This is a genomic window from Streptacidiphilus jeojiense (genome assembly GCF_000719095.1).
Lineage (GTDB): Bacteria > Actinomycetota > Actinomycetes > Streptomycetales > Streptomycetaceae > Streptacidiphilus > Streptacidiphilus jeojiensis.
In genome coordinates this window covers 87,893-102,211 of the sequence record NZ_JOEH01000014.1, presented here as the reverse complement: position 1 = coordinate 102,211, position 14,319 = coordinate 87,893, and the positions used below count along the sequence as shown (strand labels likewise).

The following is a 14,319-nucleotide window of genomic DNA, read 5'->3' as shown; positions in this document are numbered from 1 at the left end:
CTCACGCCCAGCCCCCCGACGCTCAGCAGACCATGCGGCCACGCCGAGCACCAGGGCACCCAATTCGCAGAATCCGACGATCACGCCAGCCAGTCCCGCAGCCTTGTCGAGGCCCCTCAGTCCGGCGACTACGCCTAAGCCAATAGCCGCTGCTGCGGCAATCGCCACTGCAGTCCAGGTCACTACACGCCACCTCATGTGACCATTATCCGGCCAAAACATGATCGGCCTCATGAAAAGCCGCAAGTTTGTCGCCATCGCGGCAAGACAGGGGTTCTTGGTCACTGTCAGGGTGTTCGACCTGGGACCCACGTGCTGGTGTGACGCTGGCCCACCAGGTTGATCGAACGTCAAATGTCTGGTTGGGCCAAGACCAACTGGCTTGAGGACACGCGGCAGCCCCCGCTGTTCCCTCCGGTAGCAACTTCCGGCTGGCCGATGTTGGGACGGAGTCAGTTGGCAGCTTGGCACTTCTCGATGATCGTGGAAGACACACGCCCGCGAGGCGCCACGTCGATTCCTTGGGATTCGGCCCAGGCCCGGACAGCCGCGGGGTCGGGGCGGTCGCCCCGGGATGCGCGGCGCTGGGCCGGAGCACTCTGGCGCCCAGTGCGTACTGTGTCGGGTCCCGGACATGGGGCGGTGCACTGAGGTGGCTGAGCAGTTCATCGAGAGTTGATCGGCACAAGCTGCCCAAGAGGATCGCTGGGATTCATTTTCATCGTCTGGGGAGAGAACACCCCATTTTGCGGCTGGTAGTCGTATTGGTGCGCGCCGCTACCCGACGCCACGGCGAAGGGCCCTCCGCCATTCTCGCTGACTGTCGTCGTTCCGAGAGCGCCGCCGGCTGACCAGTGGACGACGAGGCGGAAGGTGTATACATCTGCCGTTGCAAACGGAAGGACCGTGAATATTTCCGGATCGCTCTGGGTAACCTGTACCGGGAATCCCTGTACCCGCTTCCTGCCGTCCGCGTCCTGGCCTGACTTGAATACGAGCTTCGGAACCTGTTTGTCGAGGTCGACCTGAAACGAGCTGTAGGCGCTCCCACCGCAGGCCCCATCCACCGTGACTCGCACACTCGTCGTCGGCGTCGGTTTCACGTCAATCAGGGAGACCGTTATTCCCTGGATCGTCACCGCACTCGCGGACGAGCCCCGAATCGTGAGGTCAATTCCCGTCCGGTCGGCCGGAACGGCGTGGTACTTTTGGTCGAAGGCGGCAAGCTGCTTTTCGTACGCCGCTCTCTGATCGGCGGTCCTGGCGCCCATAGCATTCAGGTGCTTTGCGATATCGGGAAGGGTCGGCGCAGTGAGGAACACCTTTCCCGGACCTTCGTCACAGGCATCCCAAGCGTCGTGCTCAAGTACGGTGAAGACGATGGGCGGCCCCGAGGGTACCGATGGCGTTCCATCATCGTGGCCGGTGTTGTTGTGGTTCCCGCACGTTGAGTTCTCCGAGCACTGATTAGTACTGCATCCGAGGAGCGGCACTCCGGAGAATAGTGCCAGAATCGCAAGAAGAGCGATGCGTGACTTCATTGTCCCGTTTCCTGATCGCTGGAGGGGCTTAGTCGGCGAAGTAGGCGGTCACTACGGATTCTCGGGGTGGAAGCTTGTAGGCGCTGCCAGCTTTCACGGCCTCGGGTTCGTCGATCGTCTGCACGGTCCACCTGGCCGACGACTTGTCGAACAGCTTCCCATCAGCGCCCACCACGATCATGCGGTTCTGATCTTGGCAGTAGTATGCAGGAATGATGCCAAATGGCAGAGAGTCGACCGCGCCGCCAATGCGACGCACGCATTTATCGCCGCCCTGGAGCACGACTGCCCAAGCCAGAGGTTGGGCGGGCACCGTCATTTTGTGGATCATGCCAGATGAGGTGAACTCTCGAAGTTCCTTGTCCCATGGGGAAATTTCACAGAGGACCTTGGCGCGGTCTGGCTCCACCCAGCACACATCGGCATCGTCGGCTGTACTGCCACAGGCAACGACATCGACTCTAACCGCCGAAGGGGACGGCGTGAGGCAGTCGACAGTCTTCCCAGTTACACGGGTGATCGAGTAGCCGGGGCGGGCTTTGCCCGCTGCGTCCACTGGAGAGGCGTGCACCAGGCTCGTCACCGATGAGGAAGGTGGCCGATGCTGAGCGCTGCAGGCGCCTGCGCCGATCACGAGCGCGCACCCGCCTACCGCCACCCCAACGGCTCGGACGATTTCGGCGCCCCTGCACTGCGACAAGTTCTTACTCACGGATCTGTAACCGCCAAGGCCTGATTCGGGCCGCTGAGCCTCGATTGCGTGTTGGCCACTGCCCCTACACGCGACCAAGTCGCCGGGCCTCCGCCACCGTTGTACATCCAATAGGAACCACCCAGGCTGCCGTCTATCCTGAAAGGCTGCCCAGAATCGGTTATGGAAAGGGTCTCCACCTTCCCATTGATCACGGTGTCCATGGCCAACCCGAAACCGCAACTACGCCGACTCTTGGTGAGTAGAGCGGCAATATCAAACTGCTCCGTCTGACCGCCGGGGACCTGGAATCCGAAGGTTCCCGGCGTCTCACTCGAAGGGTTGAGATTCACAATCTTCGGGTAGTACAAGGGCATCGGACGCTTGGCGTCGAGGTCGATTACAATAGCCCGAGGCGTCACCGGATCAGCTCCGCCGCCCTCCCAGATGTGGGTTCCCTGCGCCGATCCGCTGCACACAAGGTTGACGATTTGCATGCTCCGCAGATATACGACACCACCTGAGAGGTTTTGAATTGTAACGCCAAAGACAAGCTTCCCCACCGCAACACCGTGAAACGACTTCGCGAAAAGGTAGAAGCTATCCGGTGAGGCATAGCCAGGATCACCCTTAATCACCTGGTGGTCAGGAAGCATCCACTCCTGATCTCGGCCGTAGGCCTCGATGAGATCCCCCGATCCGGCATGAAACGGGTTCATGTCGACCGAGATCTTTAAATTGGCGTCTCCAGCCGCCGCAGGTTGGGATCCGTTTAATCCTGTGGCTGTGTTCTTCTCGCCACAGACGGAGTTGTTGCTGCACTGATTCTGAGTGCACCCACCCAGGGCGAGAAGGCTGCCGGCCAGGAGGACCAGGCTGGCCGCCGCGTAGGAAAGCGAATCCCTCTGGATTCGGTCCCCGAGCTTCCCGGTCACGGCTGTCCTGCCGTGGCCCCAGACCGCGTAGGGGAGGGATCATTTGTGGGCCCCGACGTGCCTACGCTGTTGCCGCGGCCGCATACCGAGTGGTCTTGACAGTGGTTACTGTCACCACCGATCGACTGCACAGCGAAGATGATGCCGACGACGGCTGCAGCGGTACCTAGCAGGGCGATGAGTACCTTGCGGAGGTCCTTGCTATCCAAGATCGCCATACAGTGACTCCCCCTATGCCGTGCGAATGCCAGCTTCACTGATGTACCAGACGACCAGGGGCTCTGTCCCAGGTTTTCCCGGTCTGCCACCCAATTTCGGTACCCCGTCTCTCCGCCGCCCAACGCGCGACGAACCTCTCAGGCATCACTGGTTCGAGTGGTATCGGCCGGTATACTCCGTCCAAGTTGCTGCCCGAGTGCGATGGACTGCCTCAACGGCATCTCTCGACGGCCCCCTGGCCTCGGCCTGGAGCGACCGGGACCTGCTCAGCAGGGCAAGCCAGCACTGAGTAAGGACCATGGCGGATCGTCACGCATGAGAGCCTCAGCTGGGAGACGGATGGGGCGCGCCCAGCAGTGCCGACCGAGTTCCCGCCACGCCATCGGCCAGCCCGAAGGTGTCGGCGACGGATGAAAAGGGCTCTGACCGCGATTCCGCGAATGACCTTCGGGCTTGATGGCTTGGCTTGCCGAACGCCTGCTCACGGCCGGATGCGACGCCGGGTGAGGAGACAGCACATGATCATTCACAGAACCGCGGCCAGGATCGCCTTCACGAAGCCTCATCAACCGCCGCCGACATCCTCGGCGTCATTGCCAGCAGGAAGGGAATCTGACACTGAATGCGCCGACGTCGCCACGTTGAAGTGATCGGACCCGTGGTGCCGGATGGTCTGACATGATGTCAATCATGTTGTTCCATCGATCCTGAGCGGTCCCTCTCGACCCGACCTTGAGAGGTATGCTCTGGGGACTCACGCGAGTGGGGGTGGCGGGGGTGCCGGCGGGGTCCTGGTTCGGCGGGCGGTGGGATGAGCCCGGCCCTGGGGCGGACCGGTCGGAGCAGGAGTGCCGTGAGGTCGAGGCACAGATAGCCGATGAGCTGGCGCGCTTTGCCCGGCCGCGGTTCCTCGGCGGCGGCCTGGTCTCCCCGCCTCCCTATGTGCGGCGGCATGCGGTCGAACACGCCGCGGCGGGCGGGGCGCTGGACGACCGTTTCCTGTCCGCCGAGTTCCTGCCCTTCGTCGACGCCAGACGCTTGCGGGGTTTGCAGGCCACTGCCGATAGCAGTGCCTCTGGTACGAGGGAGACTCGCGGTGCGCGTCTGCTGCACGTGTGGCGGCAGGCAGCCCACGGGTGGGGCTGGGAGTCCCCGCAGCTCAACGCGAACACGTTGGCCTTCTGGTCGATGTGCGCGGGACTGCCGCCTGTGGGCTCCTCGATCCCCCTGTTCTGGGAGCCTCGGTGGACCCGCTGGGCACTGGGCGGTGGTGAGATCCTCGGGCGTCATTCCGGCCCGGTGCGCTCGGTGGCCGCAGGTGTTCTGCCGGACGGCCGGGCGGTTGCGGTGACGGCCGGGGAAGACCGTGCCGTGAGGCTGTGGGACCTGACCAGCGGTCAGGCGGTGGGCAGCATTCCGGTGGACCACACGGGCCCGGTGATCTCGATGGCGACCGGGACGTTGCCGGACGGCCGAGGTGTCGTGGTGACGGCGGCCGAGGACCGCGCGGCGCGGTTGTGGGACCTGGCCACCGGGCGAGCGGTCGGCGGCCCGCTCGCCGGACACACCGGGAAGGTCGGGGCGGTAGGGGTCGGGCGACTGCCCGGTGGTCGGCCGGTCGCCCTGACCGGAAGCTGGGACGAGACAGTGCGGATCTGGGACCTGGCCACCGGCCGTGCCATCGGCGCCCCGCTCGTGGGCCACACCGGTCGGGTCGTCGCCATCGCCACCGTGTCGCTGCCCGACGGCAGATGCATCGCCGTCACCACAGGCTTCGACCGCACAGTGCGGCTGTGGGACCTGGCGACCAGTCGCCCGATGGGCAGGCCGCTCACCGGCCACACCAATGCCGTGCGGGGGTTGGCGGCGGGTGTGCTCCCAGATGGCGGTGTCGTCGCGGTGAGCGCCAGCGACGACGGCACAGTGCGGATATGGGACCTGCGCGCGGGGCGGGGCATCGGGGTTCTCGGCGACGACGGTTACAAGCCGAAGGCCCCGGTGGCCATGGCCGTACTGCCCGACGGCCGCAACATCGTGGTCACTGCCGCCGCAGGATCCAGGGTACGGCTGTGGGACCTGGCCACCATGGATGCGATCGGCGAACCACTGGCCGGTCACACCGGTACGGTCCGAGCTCTAGCAGCAAGGACGTTGCCGGACGGCCGATTCGTGACCGTCAGCGTGAGCGATGACCACACTATGCGGGTGTGGGATCTGGCCGACGACGCCGGCACGAACTCGGAAGCCGGCAGTGATCCCGTGTCGGTGGCGGCGCTTGCAACAGCGGTGCTCCGCGACGGGCACAGCGCGGTCGTCGTGGCTGGCAGGGCCGATGCCACGATGAGAGTGCTGGACCTGGCCGACGGCCAGCAGATCGGGGCTCTTCAGGGCCACACCGAAGCGGTTATTGCCGTGGCGACGACGACGCTGGGCCACGGCCGTGTCATGGCCGTCAGCGCAGGCCAGGACAATACTGTCCGGCTCTGGGACCTGGCGTTGCAGCGGGCGATCAACGAAACCGACCAGCTTGGAATCTGGGTATCGGTTCTCGACGGCTGGGGCCTGGAGTCGCATTGGGCGATTCGCGATCCACTTGTCGAAGGCGTACGCCACATGCGCTCGATCGTGGCCGCAAAACTCAGCAGCGGCAGTTCCGTCGCCGTCGTAGGCGGGTTGGACACAGCAATGCTGTGCAACCTCACCACCGGCCAGGTGTCGGCTCTGCCCTTCTCAGGAGCGCAGCAGTGCGCTGTCGCCACCCGGCATGACGGGACCGTGCTACTCGCTTTCGGCGGGTTTGGCAGCGGCGCACTGGATCTGGAGCTTCAGGTGCGCACCGGACGCGGCCGCCCGGTACACAGGCACTCTCGGGAGGGTGGATGGGTGCACACGGTGGCGGCGGGGGCGCTCCCGGACGGCCGCTGCGTCGGCGTCGCGGCAGGCGAAGACGACTTCCATCTGCGGGTGTGGGACCTGGCCACCGGAGGGGCGATCGGCGACCCGCTCACCGGGCACACCGGCAAGGTGCGGGCGATCGCCGCCGGCGCCCTCCCGGACGGTCGCACGGTGGCGGTGTCAACGGCCGATGACGGCACGGTGCGGATGTGGGATCTGGTCACTCACCAACAGGTGGGCCCGCACCTGTTGCTCCCGGGGGTGGCCCGTGCCGTGGCCCTCGCCCGGAGCGAGGACGGCGGGTTGCTGGTCGTGGTCGGCGGCGACGGCCTCGCGGTGGTGTCCGTGCACATGGAGGGGGAGTGAAGAACAGGATGGACAAGGTGGAGCAGCGCCCTTCGCGCGGGCCGAGCACCATGGTTGCCTTGCACGGTGTCGGCAACCAGCAGAAGGGGCCCCGCCAGCTCGCGCCACTCTGGCAGGCCGCGCTCCAGGACGGCCTTGAGTTCGCCTGCGGGCACCGCGTCGCACCCCCTGTGCTGGAGCTCGCCTTCTACGGGCACCTCTTCCTCCCGGACGGTGACCTCGCCTCGGCCCGCAAAGGCCCGGCCGGGGACCGGGGCGACTGGCTGCTCCAACTGGACCAAGCAGAGCTTGAGGATCTCGCGGCAGCGGCGGCCGAGATGGTTTCCGACGAGGAACTGGCCCAGGCCGGCGCGGAGGAGGCGAAGGCCCACACGCGAGTGCCGCGCCCGCTGCAGGTGGTCCTGCGGGCCATGGACCGGCGCTTCGGGCCCAGCGCCGGGGTTCTGCATCTCGGCGAGCTCCGCCAGGTCCGCAGGTATCTCACGGAGCCGGAGACGAAGGCGCAGGTGGACGAGATCGTCCGAGCGGCGGTCCCACAGGACTGCCGGGCGCTTATCGGGCATTCGCTGGGAACGGTCGTCGCCTTCGAGTACGTGCGTCAGAATCCCGACCACCCCTTGGACTTGCTACTGACACTGGGTTCCCCGCTGGGGCTGCGGATGGTGCGCAGGTTGATGCCGGATCCGCAGTACGGCGCGAGCACAGGGCTGCCACCGAACGTCCGCACCTGGGCCAACATCCGCGACCCGCGCGACCCGGTCGCCTGCGCCGGGGACCTGGGCCGTTGGTGGCCGGGCGTGGATGACCGGCCGCCGGTCGACAACCAGGGCGACGCGCACTCCGTCGAGCGCTACCTGGGCAAGCGGGAGACCGGGGCGGCGGTACTGGCCGCCCTCCCCGGACTGGCGGACGTATGACCCGAGAGCCCGCGGACCACGGCGTGCTGCGGCGCCACTTCGTGGCGATCGCCACGTCCACGTACGACGATCCCACCTGGGAGCCGCTGAGCGGGGTCGAGGACGAAGTCAAGGTCCTGCGCGAGTGGCTCTGCGCGCCGGGGCTGGGCCCGCGCCGGTTCGACGACGAGATCCCAGAACTGGCCGACAACCCGACTGAAGACGCGATCCGCGCCGCCTTGAAGAACCCGCCCCCGCAATCACGTTGGCGCGCCGGCGACGCGGCCGTGGTCTTCGTTACCGGGCACGGCACCACCAGGGACGGCAGCCACTGGACCATCCTGCAAGCCACCGAGGCCGACCGGCTCCAGTCGACGGCGCTGCGCACCGCGGACCTGGTGGGCTGGCTCGGCGAGAGCGACGTCCAGCACCTCTTCCTCGTACTGGACCTGTGCTACGCAGGGCACACCATCCTGGAGACCGCGGCGTTCAGCCGGGAGATCCCCAGGACCTGGCTGGTGCTGCCCAGCGCCACCAAGAATGAGCAGGCCGTCACGGGAGCCCTCACCACTGCGATCGCGGCGTTCCTGCGGGACCTCAGCAGCCCCGTCGGCCAGCAGTTCGGCCTGGACCCCCTGGTGAACGTCACCGACTTCCTCGACGCCGTGGAGGAGCGGCTCGGCCCCGGCCAGCGACTGATCCCACTCCCCGGCAGCCAGCGGTCCGGACCGCATCCGGGCCTGCCGAACCCGCACTACCGCGCCAACGCGCAGGTGCGGTTGGAGCGTGAACGCCGTGACCTGGCGGTCGCCAAGGAGGATCTGGTGGCCGGCTACTGGGATCCCCGGGCGCGTGGGGTCGGCCGCGGCAGCGATCCCGGCTGGCTCTTCACCGGCCGCTACGACCTGATGCGCCACCTGATCGCCGCTATACGGGGTCCCGCCGAGACCGTACTGGTGACCGGATGCGCCGGCAGCGGGAAGTCGGCGGTCCTCGCCCGGCTGGTGACCCTCAGCGACCGCATGTTCCTCGCGCAGCACGGCGAGCAGGTCGCGCAGATTCCGGACGACCTCAGACCGGCACCCGGCGCTGTCGACGCGGCCGTCCTCGCCACCGGGAAAACCGCCGACGAGGTCCTTGCGCAGATCTGCCTGGCGCTGGGCGTCCCCTACGACCCGACCGTACCCACCGCCGAGGGAGTCGACGCATTCCGGGAATGGCTGGCCGAGCGTCGGGCTCCGGTCACCCTGGTCGTCGACGCGATGGACGAGGCGACGATCGCGCTCGCCCAGGTTCTAGCGGCCCACGCCGGCAGATCCTTCCTGGTGACGCGCCTCGCCGCCGCCTCGCTCGCCCACCGCCCCCAGCCGGTCGACCCTACCGACCCGAGATGGCTTACCACCATCAGCGACGGAGTCCTCGGCGTCTTCCGCGACGACCTGCGAGCCATCGTCCCCGAACGCCAGGACCGGCTACGGGCCGTCCACCTGCTGCGGGCCGTCGCCTTCGCCTACGGGCGCGGACTGCCGTGGCGCCAGATCTGGCCTGCCGTGGCCAACGCCGTGGCCCGGGACCCGGAGCGCACTTACGGCGACACGGACATCGCCTGGCTCCTCGGCTCCCGACTCGGCGGCTACCTCATCAACGACCGCGAGGACGACGTCACGGTCTACCGGCTCTTCCATGACACTCTCCGCTCCACCCTACGCGAGCGCTGGCGCGAACTGATTGGTGACGGCCTGTCGGAGGGGGATACCTGAGAGCGTTGAACCGTTCCACAGCTCGATGAGTCGATAGGGGTCACCGATTTCGGCTCTGACCGCCCCCGTGGGGCTTGTCCGCGTGGTCAACACCGCAGGGATCGCGACTTCTTCCCACCGCAGCCGGACTGTCTGCCCGTGCGGTCGGCCTCTACCTCTCAGGGGCAGCCGAGGGAGGCAGTTCGCAGCAAGCCACCACGACACTTAGGTCGCACACTAACTGTGGCTCGGTTCTCTCAGCAGAAGAAGAACTCCTCCGGTCTTTCGGCAGGAGGAGCGAGCAGCAGGGCCTGGGCCCGGCTCGCGTGCAACCGGGCGCCGATTCGGGATGCGGTGATGAGTGCAGTCCAGGCGTGGCCCGGCTCGCGACCAAGCTCCGCTTCGAGCATGCCCAGACCCAGGTTTGCCTGCGCGGAATGCAGCGGGTAGGGGGACGCTGAGACCTCCTGATAGAGGCGCGCAGCGGCGTCCTGGTCCTGCTCGTGGACGCGGGCGAACTCGGCCCGTTCGAGGATGACGGCCTCTTGCGTGAAGCGGTGGTTTCTGGCGTAGCGCAGCTGATCACGACTCGACGCCCGCTCGATCGTGGCCAGTTCCGCCACAGTGCTGCGGAAGTCGTCGCCCCGGCCGAGCGCGCGCAGCGCCGCCAGCCGCGCGGTCAGGACGCTGGTCACCCCGTCCACCAACTTCTCGGCCTCGAAGCGGCGCTCGCTGCGCCCGAAGGCGTCCAGCGCCGCGGATGGCTGGCCGTCGCGGACGGCCAGGCAGCCGCGCACGAAGTCGGTCCAGGCCACCCATCGGCTGGCTGCCAGGGCACCGTACGGGGCGAGTTCATCCTCCAGGCAGATCCGTGCGTCGTCGAGGCACTGCGCCCACACCAGGGCGAGAGACCGCTGAAACGCTGCGTGCGCGAGGCGGATGGGGTGCTGCTCCGAGTACCTTGCCCGGTGCACGGCCAGGGCTGCGACCATCGCGGCCTCGTCCAGTGAGTCCGCGCTGCGCAAGGAGGCCGAGCGCAGGATCAGCGGAGTAGAGGGGGCGTCGTCCGGCAGCCGTGCGGTGCCGCGTAGGACGGCCCGGTAGTGTCCGGTCTTGGACAGAGCGGTGAGTCGCTTCCACTCGGCCGCCTGCCGTGCCTGCCGAAGCCGGCCGACCGGCGGAATGAGACGCGCTGCGCGCAGCGCAAAGGCGACGGACCGGCCACCGTGGTTGAGACGCAGCACCACCAGGCTGCGGGCGGCATATCGCAGGTCGCGGGTGCACAGCATCGCCCGGTAGCTCTTCCGGGCTCCCCGGATGTCGCCGAGCATGCCCTGGACGGCGGGCTTGGCCCGGTCGGCCTTCCCGATCAGTTCTGGGACAGCCGGGGCGGGCGGCTTCTCGAAGAGTCGGAGCACCAGAGCCTGATCGGGGTTGGCCAGCCCTTCGGAACGGCACCAGTGGACGAAGTCCCAGGAAGGGTTCAACCCATCAGCTGGTGCTCCGGGCGGGGGCGGAACCTGGGGGCGCAGTTCCAGGCGGCCCTCGTCGTCTGCCCGGCGCAGCAACTGCCGCTTGCGCCGGTCCTCCTTCGGATCCGCACGGTCGAACCACAGGACGCGCCTGGCCGTGGCGAGAACGTCGTCCCAGATCGGCTGGAAGTCCAGATCTCGGCCTCTGTAACCGAGGAAGACAACGGTGCGGCCAGTCACGTCGGCGCGCAGCCGCTCCTCCCAGGCGGGATCCAGGCCGCGCAGCACCTGTTCGGCCGTGACAATCAGCTCGCCGCCCAAGGACCCGTGCGGTTTGAGGATCACTGCACCGGTCGCGGCAACGGTCGCCGGTGAAGCGGGCCAGGCGCACGCGGTGAGCGTGCCGCTGCTCGCCTGCTCGATCAGGGTGTCGAAGTTGACGGTCCACAACGCGGCACCCCGCGCGGCGAGCTGAGCCAGGGCCTGATGTGCGGCGTTGGGCTCGGCCGCGCCGCCGAGCATCTCCCGCACCCACGGCACCACCTCGACCTGGCTGCGGCTCAGTTCGAGCATGAAGGGCTCCGGGACGAGCTCGGCGGTGTGGGGGTCTTCCTTCAGGCCAATCTTTTCGAGGAGCGTCTCTCTGATGGCGTCGAACATCGGCAGCCCAGCGGGCATGGACCGGGAGGCGCCGGCTCCCACGAACAGCAGCAGATCCGCGGCCCGGACGGCCATGCCTAGCTCCTCTCCGACGTGGCCTGGGCACCGGATTCCATGGTGGACTGGGCTTCGGGTTCCGCCCGCCGCCTCAGGTACGTGGCCAGCAGGATCAGGGTCAGGCCGCCCGTGATCCAGCCGATGCGGATCCGCCCGTAACCGAAGAGGCCGGGCAGGCCGACCACCCAGCCACCGACGGCGGCCAGCATCACGACCTGGGGCAAGGCCGATTCGGCAGCCCGCCGCGCCGAGGCCCGGACCGGGCCGAAGGGCTCCCCTGACAGCGCGGCCCAGCCTGCGGTCCACAGCAGGAGGCAGCCGAGGGAGCCCCCCAGCGCGATCACCAGAGCCACGAAGCCGCCGGTGGTCAGATAGTCGCGCGTCCCGTCGGCGACCGGCCGCAGCAACACACCTGCCACCAGCAGCGCGGCCACCGGCACTAGCACGATCCGGACCGTGCGCGGGCCGGTAACCAGGCACTCGACTCCGGCCCGGCGCATCGCTCGCGCCGCGCACACCACAGACATCCGCATCCGGCGCAGGAACAGCACAAACTGCCCGAGCAGCCAGTTGAAGCCGTGGACGGCGGCCTTGGCGAGCCCGTGCGCGGTCAGTCGCAGGGTGTTCAGGACGAAGGCGAAAGTGCCTGCGGCCGCCCTGGCGAGGGCGTATTCGAGCGTCATCAGCAGCACGGTGATCCGATCGGCAAAGTCACGCGGGCGGCGGCTCCGCCAGCGGCGGTCGCGAACCGCGAAGGACAGTCGGTGCGGTCTGTGGGGAAGGCGCGCCTGCCATACGTCGGTACGGATCAGCCCGACGCCGTCCAGCGCTCCAGCCACCAACGCCACCAGCAGGGCACCGGCAAAGCCCCCGATCGCAGCGATGTACAGCCAGCGCTGGACGACGGGCAGCCGCAGCACCCATCCGGACGGGCCGTGCGCCAGAACGAGCGCGGTCAGCAGCGCCATCGGAACTGAGACGATCGCAGCGGCGATGGGCCCGGTGGCCCGCTGGGCGGCGTGGCGCCGGGACCGGCCGGGTCCCATGCGGCTGGTCCTGGCACGCCTGTCGGCGGCCCGGCCGGCGGTGCCGCCGAAGCGGCCGAGCCAGGCTAGGACCACCACGGCCAGGACCACTGTGCCGAGCACCTGGTGCACCGGCGGGCCAGTGAGCGCGGCTACGGTGGTTAGGGCGCACACCGTGGTCCAGATAGCCAAGGCGACCGCGCGTCCCACGGGGTAATGGCGCAGGGGCAGCCCCAGCACCGCTGCCCCGGTCAGCGCGGACAGCACGGCGATGGGTAGCCCGTCGGCGGTCTGGGCGGTGAGACTGAAGGCGCCGCAGACGGCCGCTCGCAGCAGGTTGACCGCGATCTGGCGGCCACGGCGCGGCTTTGGGTCGTCGGGAACAGCGAACGGCAGCGGCCGGTCATGGTTTGGGCAGTACACGTCGTACGGACGGAGGCGAGCAGGGTCGCAGTCCGGCTCCGGGCATCCGGTGTTCACAATCACCCGCTCTTCGCCCAACCTCAGCCACCACGGCCGCGGGTCGGATCCGGTCACGTAGGCCCGGTCGGGAAGATTCCGTGAGGTAGAGGTCATCACCATGATGCTGCTCCCAAGGAGTCGGATGTCACGAGGTTCACGAGGTCTTGAGGCCCGGCAACTGCTCGGCCGCGTAGCGGCACGCGGCCAACTCGGCGTCGGTAAAGGCGAGGAAGTGGATGGCTCGGATCGCGACGGGGCGGTCGGCTGACAGGTACTCGTAGGCGGCGGTCAGCAGGGTCAGGGCGGTTGTGGCCGGGTCGGCGTGGGCCTCGCCAGCCCCCAGCAATGGGAAGACGATGGACTGGCAGGGCGGGCCGCCGTCCGTCGGCTCGGCCTCGGCAAGCGCCAGGGCGTTGCTGACGCAGCGGGCGACGCTACGCACCTGCCGGTAGCCGTTGCCCGGTTCGCCCTGTACGGAGGCCACGTGGATGATGCGGCGGACCCGGTTGCGCCCGCCGAGTTTCCCGGGGCCGGTCACGATCGCAGTGCCCGGCATGACCGGGGTGCGGCCCCTCACCCGGGCGGCCAGTTCGTCGGCTATACAGTCCTCCACGACCCTGCCGCTGGCGTCGCGGCGGGCACCTTCGTAGCGGATCAGCCCGGACACCGAGCTCTCGTGGAAGCGGGACATCTGAAAGTCTGTGTTCTCGGAATTGACCCAGACGTCGACGAAGTCGATGTCCCTCAGATCCCCGGTGATGATCCCGATCTCGCGGCCAGGATCGGCAACGAGCGGATGCCGCAGCCGCTGGTTCGTCGCCAGACGAGTAGGCCGGCGCTCCGCCGTGAGCGCGGCCAGCCGCTCTCGCAGCGCAGCCGCTTCCTCTTGGCTCTGCCGCAGCATGGCTGCGGGCTGCTCCAGCGCGAGCGCCTGCCGGTGCACCCGGAAGCACACCAGCCAAACCACCAGGAACAGCGCCGCCGCACCGCCCAGCCGGAATCCGAATGCCTCTCCATCCACCCGGTCCTCGGGGAAGAACCCGAAGATGACCAAGTCGACCGCCAACGCCACGCAGAGCCAGGCCGCCACGAGCACCACCGGCCGCTGACCGGCCCCCGCGGCACGTACGCCGAGGAGGATCATGCCCAGCCCAAGCACGAGCAGCGCCGCGGCAGTGCACAGCGCGACGGGGTTGATCGCAGGCTCGGTCACAACAGCTCCTGGTTCAGACCGAAGTGGGGTGTATTCGGGCGTATCCGGGGTGTAACAGGACGGCAGGTACGCAATGCATGTGCCGTTAGCAAATCGACACAACCCGTCTCGCGGAACCGGTTGTCTGGGATCCGTACAAAGCCGGACA

At 67.9% G+C, this 14,319-nt stretch carries 9 protein-coding genes and 1 pseudogene; 3 read left to right on the top strand and 7 right to left on the bottom strand.

The annotated features are described in order from the left end of the window. Nucleotides 1-452 precede the first annotated feature (452 nt). The 4 genes and pseudogenes from IF29_RS45085 to IF29_RS46135 all read right to left on the bottom strand — a co-directional run. Nucleotides 453-554, bottom strand: a pseudogene (locus tag IF29_RS45085) (Lsr2 family DNA-binding protein); the annotation flags it as partial. A 111-nt stretch (nt 555-665) separates the two neighbouring features. Next, the gene (locus IF29_RS0119585; protein WP_157623831.1) at nt 666-1,541 is read right to left on the bottom strand and encodes a hypothetical protein; all 876 of its coding nucleotides are present in this window, start codon (nt 1,539-1,541) and stop codon (nt 666-668) included. Between the two features lie 28 nt (nt 1,542-1,569). Then, the gene (locus IF29_RS46140) at nt 1,570-2,124 is read right to left on the bottom strand and encodes a hypothetical protein (protein ID WP_157623830.1); all 555 of its coding nucleotides are present in this window, start codon (nt 2,122-2,124) and stop codon (nt 1,570-1,572) included. A gap of 125 nt (nt 2,125-2,249) precedes the next feature. Next, a complete protein-coding gene (locus tag IF29_RS46135) occupies nt 2,250-3,167 on the bottom strand; it encodes a hypothetical protein (RefSeq protein ID WP_157623829.1) in 918 nt (305 codons plus the stop codon). 960 nt (nt 3,168-4,127) lie between these two features. Between IF29_RS46135 and IF29_RS42175 the strand changes: the two genes are divergently transcribed. From IF29_RS42175 to IF29_RS0119565, 3 genes are read left to right on the top strand one after another with little or no spacing between them, the layout of a single operon-like run. Then, nucleotides 4,128-6,647 carry a WD40 repeat domain-containing protein gene (locus IF29_RS42175; RefSeq protein WP_030256488.1) on the top strand — a complete coding sequence of 840 codons (2,520 nt, stop codon included), beginning with the start codon at nt 4,128-4,130 and terminating at the stop codon, nt 6,645-6,647. Then, the gene (locus tag IF29_RS43715) at nt 6,644-7,564 is read left to right on the top strand and encodes a hypothetical protein (RefSeq protein WP_030256485.1); all 921 of its coding nucleotides are present in this window, start codon (nt 6,644-6,646) and stop codon (nt 7,562-7,564) included. Before IF29_RS42175 ends, IF29_RS43715 begins: the two co-directional genes overlap by 4 nt. Further along, nucleotides 7,561-9,303: an ATP-binding protein gene (locus IF29_RS0119565; protein ID WP_030256483.1), complete on the top strand. Its 1,743-nt coding sequence runs from the start codon at nt 7,561-7,563 to the stop codon at nt 9,301-9,303. The genes IF29_RS43715 and IF29_RS0119565 overlap by 4 nt, the downstream gene beginning before the upstream one ends. Before the next feature lie 236 nt (nt 9,304-9,539). Here the strand turns inward: IF29_RS0119565 and IF29_RS0119560 are convergent, their stop codons facing one another. The 3 genes from IF29_RS0119560 to IF29_RS43710 are packed head-to-tail and all read right to left on the bottom strand — an operon-like array spanning nt 9,540 to nt 14,171. After that, nucleotides 9,540-11,489, bottom strand: a complete 1,950-nt coding sequence (locus IF29_RS0119560) for an SIR2 family protein (protein ID WP_030256481.1) — start codon at nt 11,487-11,489, stop codon at nt 9,540-9,542. 2 nt (nt 11,490-11,491) lie between these two features. Further along, entirely contained in the window at nt 11,492-13,078 is a 1,587-nt protein-coding gene (locus IF29_RS0119555) for a hypothetical protein (RefSeq protein WP_157623828.1), read from the bottom strand. 34 nt (nt 13,079-13,112) lie between these two features. Next, on the bottom strand, nt 13,113-14,171 hold the full coding sequence (locus tag IF29_RS43710; protein WP_051725528.1) for a macro domain-containing protein: 1,059 nt from the start codon (nt 14,169-14,171) through the stop codon (nt 13,113-13,115). Nucleotides 14,172-14,319 lie beyond the last annotated feature (148 nt).